Annotated in this window: 11 protein-coding genes; 1 reads left to right on the top strand and 10 read right to left on the bottom strand. The window is 34.3% G+C overall.

The features are described 5' to 3' along the window. The first annotated feature begins 233 nt into the window (after positions 1-233). Positions 234-791, top strand: coding sequence for a hypothetical protein (locus Q0K80_RS09080; protein WP_294605620.1), 558 nt, complete (start codon positions 234-236; stop codon positions 789-791). 160 nt (positions 792-951) lie between these two features. Here the strand turns inward: Q0K80_RS09080 and Q0K80_RS09075 are convergent, their stop codons facing one another. The 10 genes from Q0K80_RS09075 to Q0K80_RS09030 all read right to left on the bottom strand — a co-directional run bounded on the left by Q0K80_RS09075 (position 952) and on the right by Q0K80_RS09030 (position 9,716). Continuing rightward, entirely contained in the window at positions 952-1,143 is a 192-nt protein-coding gene (locus tag Q0K80_RS09075) for an IS3 family transposase (RefSeq protein ID WP_294605618.1), read from the bottom strand. 272 nt (positions 1,144-1,415) lie between these two features. Continuing rightward, entirely contained in the window at positions 1,416-2,582 is a 1,167-nt protein-coding gene (locus Q0K80_RS09070; RefSeq protein ID WP_294605616.1) for a MalY/PatB family protein, read from the bottom strand. Positions 2,583-2,587: 5 nt separating this feature from the next. After that, the gene (locus tag Q0K80_RS09065; protein ID WP_294605614.1) at positions 2,588-3,478 is read right to left on the bottom strand and encodes a DUF3737 family protein; all 891 of its coding nucleotides are present in this window, start codon (positions 3,476-3,478) and stop codon (positions 2,588-2,590) included. A 434-nt stretch (positions 3,479-3,912) separates the two neighbouring features. Beyond that, entirely contained in the window at positions 3,913-5,028 is a 1,116-nt protein-coding gene (locus tag Q0K80_RS09060; RefSeq protein ID WP_294605612.1) for a glycoside hydrolase family 172 protein, read from the bottom strand. A gap of 371 nt (positions 5,029-5,399) precedes the next feature. Continuing rightward, a complete protein-coding gene (locus tag Q0K80_RS09055) occupies positions 5,400-6,305 on the bottom strand; it encodes a Nif3-like dinuclear metal center hexameric protein (protein ID WP_294605611.1) in 906 nt (301 codons plus the stop codon). Between the two features lie 19 nt (positions 6,306-6,324). Then, a complete protein-coding gene (locus Q0K80_RS09050) occupies positions 6,325-7,182 on the bottom strand; it encodes a PRD domain-containing protein (protein ID WP_294605609.1) in 858 nt (285 codons plus the stop codon). Positions 7,183-7,193: 11 nt separating this feature from the next. Further along, entirely contained in the window at positions 7,194-7,610 is a 417-nt protein-coding gene (locus Q0K80_RS09045; RefSeq protein WP_294605607.1) for a PTS N-acetylglucosamine transporter subunit IIBC, read from the bottom strand. A gap of 1 nt (position 7,611) precedes the next feature. Continuing rightward, positions 7,612-8,301, bottom strand: coding sequence for a PTS system mannose/fructose/sorbose family transporter subunit IID (locus Q0K80_RS09040; protein ID WP_294605605.1), 690 nt, complete (start codon positions 8,299-8,301; stop codon positions 7,612-7,614). A 123-nt stretch (positions 8,302-8,424) separates the two neighbouring features. After that, positions 8,425-9,219 carry a PTS sugar transporter subunit IIC gene (locus tag Q0K80_RS09035; RefSeq protein ID WP_294605603.1) on the bottom strand — a complete coding sequence of 265 codons (795 nt, stop codon included), beginning with the start codon at positions 9,217-9,219 and terminating at the stop codon, positions 8,425-8,427. 2 nt (positions 9,220-9,221) lie between these two features. Continuing rightward, on the bottom strand, positions 9,222-9,716 hold the full coding sequence (locus Q0K80_RS09030) for a PTS sugar transporter subunit IIB (protein WP_294605601.1): 495 nt from the start codon (positions 9,714-9,716) through the stop codon (positions 9,222-9,224). Positions 9,717-10,044: the final 328 nt, after the last annotated feature.

The raw sequence follows: 10,044 nt of genomic DNA, 5'->3' as shown, positions 1-10,044 counted from the left end.
CATGCTCTGCTTTTTGATAGCTTCATTGGAAAAAGTGAGTTTGCGGTCAATTACTTTTATTAATTTATCCAGCTTTATCATTTATGCAATGATTCTTTTAAATTATGAACCTTGTCTTTATCATCAAGTCACCCGTAATAATGTTTCACATGAAAAAAGGAAATTTTAATTTAAGCATATAAAGATTGTATAATTTCCAATCTTGCTATAATTAGGAAAAGGAAGTATATCTTATGCATATTAAAAATCAGTTAGTAAATTGGCAAAAAAGTATATTGCCAACAAAAATGACACAGAAATTATTCAGCCAATTTAATCAAAGAATTGCACAGATACCAGAATTATGGGAAAGAATTAATTCAAATAATTATTCATGGAATTTATCTGGACTACAACAAATTCAAAATTTATTGCAGGTTTGCGCTAAGCATAATAAACATATTGCAGAACAACTAAAACAATTATCCACAGAAGCAAATGATCAATTAGTCTCTGTCTTTAAAAATAGCACCTTTTTAAAAATTCTTGCTCAGAAAATGCAACTATCACCACAAACAACAAAAAAGATTCAAACTTTATTAGATAAGTTCACAAGTAGTAATGGCAAAATTTCTCCGGGTAAACTTTTGATCATAGTTCTGTTTATTGCAATGGGCGCTCAACTACCGCTAATTTTTGAGAACTCGGTTAATTTCAAAGGCATCATATTAGCTGTCTCAACTATTCTTGACTACATCACCACTGCCATTCAACTTGCTCAGCACTTTCAAAAAAATAAATCTAAAAATTAATTTTTTACAACTTAAAAACGGCAAATAAAACGGTTGTTTCAATAAACAATATATAAATTAATCAATTAAATATTTGTATATTTAGCAAATTAATTATATAAATTAAGAGTCATGGTAAATTTGTGATGTGAACCCTAAAATTGGGACACTTTATTAATTACTAATTGAGGACTAACTTCTGATATTCAATCGGAGTTAGTCCTTTTAGTTTGATTTCTATTCTTTTCTGATTGTAATACTCAATGTAGTCTCTGATTGCATCTTCTAGTTCAGTGAAATTTTTAAGCTGCTTCTCAAAGCCAAAAAACTTTTCTCGTTTGAATATTCCGAAGAAGCTTTCAACTAACATCATCAAGGGAATCGACCTTACGTGCTATTAACTGTGACTTAATGCAATGACATCAAAGCCGCTTACTTAAATTCTAATTTAATTAATATTGGTTTTGGCAACATTTCCCGGGAAATAACACTGACTCAAATATATAATCTCCATATTTATTACCTTTTTGTTTTTAAGTTTCACATGAAACATTAATTTCGGCTTATAACACTAGTTAGCTTTTTTGATTACTTTCTAATCAAAAAACGACTATACTAATTGCCATAGTCGTCCTTTTAACAAATTTAAGCAGAATATTCTGTCAGTCCTGTCTTTAACCTTTCTAAGCCATCTTTAACCATTGTTAACGGGCAAGCAAGGTTCATGCGTAAAAAGTTGTGACCGTTACCGCGATAAATACTCCCTGGTGATAAAACCAGACCTGTTTTCTTTTCTAAGTAGTCAGCTAATTCTTGCGAGTCGGTACTAATCTGTTCAACATCAAGCCAAATTAAATATGTTGCCTTGCCTGAGACCACTTTTACTTGGGGAAGATTATTGCTGATAAACTCTTGAGCATATCTAAAATTAACGTTTAGCTGCTTAATCAATGCTTGCAGCCAATCATGACCATGTTCATACGCAGCAATTGTTCCCGGAATGGCGAGCAAATTTGGTTCTGCTACTTCGTCACTATTAAGACCGCGATTAACCATAGCACGCAAGTTATTATTCGGTACGATAGCAGTTGCTGCATGTAAAGCTGCAACGTTAAAGGTTTTACTTGGCGAAACTAAGGAAATAACGTTGTCACGTGCGGGACCATTTACTGAAAAAGCAGGAGTATAATCTGACCCTTCGCGTACCAGATCACCATGAATTTCATCAGACAAAAGTACCACATGATGTTTAAAACATAAATCAGCAATTTTTTGAACTTCTTCTTGAGTCCATACCTTTCCTACAGGATTATGCGGATTACAAAAAATCATGAGTGTCGTCAGAGGTAATGCTAATTTTTGTTCCAAGTCTTCCCAATTGATCTTATAATTTGAGCCATCAAACTGCAGGTCATTACTTAAAACGTGTCGACCGTTATTTTCAATTGAATTATAAAAAACATTATAAACAGGTGCTTGCACTAAAACATTGTCACCAATGTGAGAGATTCGCCGCACAACTGAAGAAATTGCTGGTACTACACCCGTAGTAAAAATCAGCCATTCCTGCTCTGGCCGATGACCGTGCTCTTTTTCATACCAATCTGCGACAGCATTAAAATAATCATTTTCAGGCCACTCATAGCCAAAAACACCGAGACTAATTTTTTCTTTCATTGCAGCAATAATTTCCGGTGCGGTTTTAAAGTCCATGTCGGCAATTGACATTGGTAAGTCGCCTTTTTTAACATGCCACTTGACTGAGTCCGTCATACTTCTATCCGGCGCATTAACAAAATCATATTTATTCATTATATTTAATCCCCTGGTTTCTGATTTTCATCTGAATGATCAATTTTCTCATCAATTTTAGCACAGATAATTTCCGTTTTAGCGGGAGTAATTTTTTGTGGATCTAGAATCAATTTACCAATTGCCGGAGCAGAAATTCTACCGGAAATTGGATTCTTGACACTATCAATTTTACTCGAAACCGTAGCATCGATATCAGAAACATATTCAAAAGCTAAGTCAGTGTGAATTAAACTGGTATTTTTTAGTTCCAAATGGTCAATGTAATTAAGTCCTTGATCACTTTCAATCTGACAATTAATGAACTTAATATTGTGGCCATTCCATGCTAAATATTCCCCATCAATTGTTGAATCATAAACACTAACATTTTTGCAATTCCAAAAGGCATCTTTAGAAACAAAAGTAGAATTATGTACTTCAACATTTTGAGCACCATCAAAAACATAGTTACCAACCACACTGACGTGGTCAAGATAAATATTTTGACTATCTTTGCCAAAATAATCACCGTTAATTTGACTATTGGTAATGCGAATGTCCTTGCATGTCCACATTGTTTCTTCAGCATTTGCAAAATGAACATGGTCTAAATTTATTTTTTCTGCTCTTCTAAATAATTTTGGTGCTTGTAAAGCCGAATTTTTAATCGCAATATTTTTGGTATACCAGATACCACTACGAGCCATAGTTTCAAAAACAGTATTATCGACAGTGATGTCATTGTCATACCACAACGGATATTTCCACTTGAAAACAGAGTCTTTAATGCTAATTTTGCTGGCTTCCTTTAGTGGTGACTCTCCCTCTCCAAAAGTTATTCCTTCCAGCTGTGCATCTTTTAATCCAAAAAGAATTCTTTCACCTGCAAAAAAATGATTTTTGATAATGCTCATTCTGATCTCTTTTCTTTGATATAATTGGCGGGCTTTAATTTTTATTTAAATAACCAAATTACCTTATTTTATTATCCACTGAAAAGTATTCAACTTAAAATACCAATTAATTAGGTCTTACTATTACAAAAAGTTATACTAAATTACTTTTCAATTATATAAATATTTTACCATTCTACTAAAAGCTTACTGTATATTTTTTAAAAGCATGAAAGGCTTTTTAAATAAATATTTTACTGTAACTAAAGATAAGCCATCTAATATGAAAATCATTAAATATAGTAAAATTGTGTACTTTTTATAAAACATAGCGTTCTCAAATAGATGCAGAGTACAATAAAAGAACCTGGAATTTCAGCCGTTCCCTGTGCTCAAAAAAACGTGGTTCTGTTATCGTAGCAGAATCACGTTTTTAATTTGTCATTTATAAATACCTAGCGTGGCACCCTTTCCGGTTGGGGAGCAATAGCTGGTAAATCACTTGCTTTTTCTGCTGAGTACCAATAAGCAACGGCAGCAACATCATCTGAACGCTCAAACAATTGAATATCATTATTACCGATTTGCTGGACAGTTACCTTTAAATCGTGTTTAAACCGAATTGGATCTAATAAATGAAAACGATATAATCCATGCATTGGCAAAGCGTCATTGCCAAATGCGTGTAAAGGCATTAACTCACCATTATTAAATTCATCCCGAGTATGATCTACCTTTGACATAAATGGATATCCCATAAAAGGCCTTTGAAAAGTTTGGGCATATGTCTTACCATTTTTGTCTTTTTGATGAAATGCCCAAGCTCCACCAAAATAATCTTCAGTACCTGTAGAAGTAACTGTTGGGTAATTGGTATCGCCATCAATATAAAATTTGAATTCTCCTTCACCCCACCAATAACGTTGTAAAGCACAGACTTCAAAATAGACTCCTACAAAATGTCCAGGACCTTTTATAGAAGGTAAAATTACAAAATCATTTTGTTTTTGAGTATATTCTTGTCTATTCCAAGCAGCGTGAAAGTATGCGGCATCTTCGGGCACATCTTTAATAACATAATCAATACCATAAAAGAAACCGTCAATATCACCAGGATGTTCGTTTGTGATTGTAATTTTAGCGGATTTTCTAAACGGCATTGGAAAGTAACTGTTAAAGCCACCTGTTGGGTTAACAGTAATTAAAGCAGAATTAATTTCACACCGTTCACCAAAACCATTACAGAAAAAATCACCAATAGGAACTTCAACTGCTGGTTTGCCTGCTCCGTCCCAATACATTCTCAAAACTACATCCCGCAGTACAAAACTACCAGCCGGAGTTGCATCAGCAATTGTCATCCAAATATGTCTAATTTCTCCTGCAGAATGAATATCAGCTATGGTTACAGTTTTCCCTTGAGGTAATTTAATGGAACCATTGCCTTTGCGACTGGGACCCAAGTCACTGGCACTCATTGCAGCTTTGCCCTTAGCGCCCGTTAAATTTTCAGGTGATATTGTCCGATTTTCTTCATTTAAGTTAATTCGAGTTAAATCCGAAATGTTCATTTTAATTCTCCTTATTAGTCATTTTTATTTGGTTATAAATTTTATCAAGATTATAAAAGTACATTACTACAATTGATAATACAATCATAGCTATCGGTAACAAAATAAAGTTAGCCTTAATGGCAAAGATTGCTTTACCGGATTGAACATGATGTGGTACATATTGGCTCCAACTTAGTAAAAATATTAACTAAAGGCAGTGTTACAACTAAAAACATACAGCAGAATAAATTAATTTAAAAGGCATTAGTATTAGTGCTGTAAACCCTAAAATTTAATATACAAAAAGTACGCGATTCTGCTATCGTAACAAGAATCGCGTATTTTCTATTTAATATATCTGACTTTCTTAATAATTCTTATATCATTGATCAACTTTCAGCAATAAAGTGATACATATCTCCTGATTGGACAAAATTAACTGGTATCTCTGTATTTTTAATAACTTTCGGCAGCCACTTTTGCATATAGTACATCCCTACTTCTTCTGTATTGAAATGTCCAATTTGGACAATTGCTTTATTTAACCCCAGCATATTACTGTCTCTGATGTATTCAGCTAATGTAAAGTCAATCATTTCCATTGTCAACACGCAATCAATCTTTTCGTGATCGATTAAGTTAATTAACTCGTTGGCGTCCCCCAGATTATGAAGTGGGATAATAGCTTTTCTTACTGGCGTATCAAGATCTCCTTCAATTCTACAACCATTTAAATGTAGTTTTGCAATTAAATGCTGTGCAATGTTTCTAGCAGTAGTACCTGCTGGAAAGTCAAAGTATAAGGGCATGCCACTAAAGGTTTTCATGTACTTCGTCCAGCCGAGCTCTTGAGCGTAGCCATAAAAGATACCATCTGCCCAGCCGTCAGGACTTTCACTGGCAGGAATACCAGAATGAAGATGATCATGATCTCTTCTTACTACAATTTTATATTGATCTAACAGCCTTTTCTTTTCTGCAAAAGTTTCGTTATTATTTTCTTTAAGCCAAGTAGTGTGATCTCCATGATTCCAAAACATTGCCTCATGACAGATTATTAAATTTGCACCATACTGGTGTGTTTTCTTTATTACCTCCACACTAGGCCAGCAAGTCGTCACTATTCCTTTACATTGGTCATCCAGGTGGCTTTGACCATAAAGAATTTTATCTCTATCAGTATTATGGCCTAATTTAATTAGTTTTCCCGCCTCTTTTTGGCCACTAAAGGTTTTGACATCAATTTCTCCGCGCTCATATTGAATTAGATGGTCTATTACTTGTGCTATTTTCATCAAAATTATTCTGCCTCACTTATTCATCTTGTGAACTATTTTCAACTTGTTTTAAATGAATGACTAAATAAAGACGCTCGCTACTATTTAATTTATAATCCATTTCTTGAAAAAAGTAATCCTGCAATTTTTTAAGAGTACTTTTTAATTCAGGAAATTGTTTTAAAAAAGAATCTAATATCTGCTTATTATCCTGAGACTTATCATTTAAATAAGTGTTATTGCTCTGAATCTGGGAAATTAAAAACCTTAAATGAACTGTAAGCCTCTCCAACGCCGTTGGTTTAGCTGGATAGCCTAAATCCGTAATAATAATTTGTAATACTTTACTTAGATGTAGGGTAACATAATTTTCATTTGATTGCTTGTTTTCATCAATAGGACTAATTTCATTTTCAACGAAATGAATTGCAATTAAACTAATTTCGCCAGCTGGCAATTTAACATTAAAAGTGGCATTAATTCTTTTGACTCCCTCTTTAGCTTCTTCATATTCAATGGGATAAACATTTTTAACACTAGTTAACGATGAAATATTATCATTACTAGTTCTCTTAACGGCAAAATAAATATGGTCAGCTAAACTGATAATCAAAAATTGATTAAACTTAGTTCCAAGCTTTTTCTCTGCGTGATCAACAATATTCTTTGCTACCGCTAAATATTCAAGCGGTACATTTTCAAGTAAATTTGATAATGAATTAAGCCATTCCGGATCCTTGATATTTTTGATAAAAGTCTGTACGCCATTGCCCTTGGTAATTTGATCACCAGGTTGTTTTTTAAAACCAATACCATTACCAAAAAGAATAGCTTGTTGATGATTTTTGATATTAACCAAAACGACATTATTATTAAAGACTTTTACTACTTTCATAACTTTATTTCCTATTCATCATCTGATTCGTTTCCACTATCATAATCATTCATATATACAATCTGATTTTTTGCTTGAGCTATCAGCTCCTGTATCTTTTGCTTTTTTAACTGATTACTTGGATCAAGCGTAATTGATAATACTAAAGCCAAATTAACACCTGTTATTACGTTTATATTTTCTCTTTTAATCAATTGTGAACAGTTCTGATTAACACTTCCCCCTAACAAATCTGTTAACAAAAATACTTGATCTTGTTCATTAAAACTATTTATTAATTTTGTAAGTTCTCGAACTGGAAATTCATTTTTACCATCTTCATAAGCACAAAGATAATGTATATTTTCGATATTACCTGCAAAAAATTTAACTGTTTCAGCCATACCTCTTGCAAGTGTTTTATGTGAGATGATTACTATCTGTTTCATATTATGCCTTTAAAATACCTAGCGCTGCTCCAACCATGGCGATAACAATTACCATCAAAATCAAGGTAGTCATTTTACGCCCTTTCTTTAACATCCAATAAAGTAAAGCCGTCAATAATACAGATAAAAGTCCAGGCATTAATTGGTCTAAAATTTGTTGACCCGTGAGCGTTACTCCCGCTTGGCTAAATTTTAAAGCCAGCTGAAAGTTGATCGTCAACGGAACAATTGCCCCGATTACAGCAATTCCCAGGACTGACACAGCATCTGTCAACGCAGAAAGTTTGTCACTCATATTGGTCATTAATACAGTACCAGAATCGTAGCCTACATTATATAGAAATGACCGTAAGAAAAAGAACAAGACATACACCGCTAAATAGATCCACATGCCAATACTATTGCCGTGCTTACCCATTGAAGCGGCAATAGCACCTAGTACAGTTGGGAATAGTATCCAAATTAAAGTATCTCCGATTCCTGAAAATGGTCCCATTAAGGCGGTCTTTAAGTCCTGTATGGCTTGCAAAGACTTAGTTTTACCTTTTTCTTCAATTGTCAAAGTAGCTCCGGTAATGATCGATGACATCCAGGGATTGCAATTATAGAATTTGAATTGGTTATCAATAAAAGCCTGTAAGCCGTCCGGATCATCGTGATAGATTTTACTAAGTGCGGGAATAGTTCCCATACCAAGGTAGCCGCAAAGCCACTGTCATAGTTATAAGTGCTGATAGCCAGATAGTGCCGTCTCATGGCACGCCAAATATCTTTTTTAGTTAAAACCCTGCCATCATTTTTCACTTCAACTTCTTTATTCATCTTCCATATCCTCCTGTGTCAACCCATTTGCGTTAGTACCTGCACTTGTGCTACTTGTTTTTGAATAATTCATAAAAGTTGGAATTGCTCCAGCTATACCAATTAATGCCACCCCCAAAATTGGCATCTTCAAGTATGCGGTTAGCGCAAAGCCAACTAACAACCAGTAGCCATATTTTTTAAGCGGCATATAAGTTAAAAGCATAGCCATACCGACTGCAGGCAACATTCCTCCAGCAACATTAAGACCGACTGTAAACCAAGCTGGCATAAAGTTTAAAATACTGGTAACCACAGTTTTGCCAAACAGAATTGCTATAAATACGGGAACAGCTGATTCCAAAGGCATTAATGCTGTCATTACAGGAATAAGCAGGCGCATTTTACGGTACTGTCTTTTATCGGCCAATTCGTGTGCTTTATTAGTAATAAACGAATTCAAAATCTTAAGCAGAACATCCAATTGGATGCAAATCATACCTACGGGAACTCCCAATGCCAGCCCAGCAGCCATACCTTTTCCTGAACTAATAGCTACTGCAGTAGAAATTATTGCAGCCACAGAATAATCAGGAGTAGAGCTGCCACCTAATGCAGCTACGCCTAATGACATTAACTGAATGGTTGCACCAATGACTAAACCTATTTGAAAATCTCCTAGTATTGCACCAACAATGCAAGACCAAAACATGTAGTTCATAGGAATAATTTGAGTAGTCATACCATCTAATCTTTGAACATAAGCTATTACAGTAATCAAAATTATCTGCCAAACAGTAAATCCCATAATTATGCCCCTGCTTTCTTACTATTTAAAATTTTTGCCACATCAACACTATCGTCTTGGGGAACATATTGAGAGACTACCTTGCAGCCCTTGTTAAGAATTGCCAGATAAATATCAACCTGCTCAGGTTTGATGTATGCTCTCTTGGTCACTTTAATTGCATTATCAAAAGTTAATGTTCCACCTAAAACTAGCTTGTCAATTTTTTCTCCCTGCTCTAACAGATTGAGAAAAACTTCAGGCGTTTGTGAAATGATGAAGACCTTTTGACGATCATATTTATGATTACTAAAATTTGTTAAAGCTGTTTCTTTAGTAATAATTGATACTGCCATGCCCGACGGTCTTCCTAGTTTCATCGCCTGCTTTTTTTGCGGATCGTTAGCCACATCATCATCTATTACCATCACTCTTGTTGCGCCAGAATCAGGCGCCCAACTGGTTGCCACAATACCATGAAGTAATCTGTTATCAATTCTTGCTCCTATAATTGCCATAATTCCCCTCCGAAAAACAAAAAACCAAAATAAAGATTCGTGACGTACTGTAAAGGCACATCATCATCAATATTTTGGTTTCGCCAGTTTCTAAACTGTTACGATCCTTTATTCACTTTATACTTATTATACTATCAGTTTATATTTAACTATGCAAGCGCTTTTTTAACTGCTTTAGCTATTTCCAGACACATGTCCTCGGCTTGTGGTTCCGTGCCAAAAAAGTTCAAACTGCCATGGTCGCATCCCAGATATTTGATAACATTTAATGTTATATCATGTTGTAAAGCTTTTTTAATAAACTCTTCGGCTACTAACGTAATCAAAT

The sequence above is a fragment of the uncultured Lactobacillus sp. genome (assembly GCF_945290125.1).
In the GTDB taxonomy this organism is placed as follows: domain Bacteria; phylum Bacillota; class Bacilli; order Lactobacillales; family Lactobacillaceae; genus Lactobacillus; species Lactobacillus rizhaonensis.
This window is presented reverse-complemented; position numbering and strand designations above follow the sequence as displayed.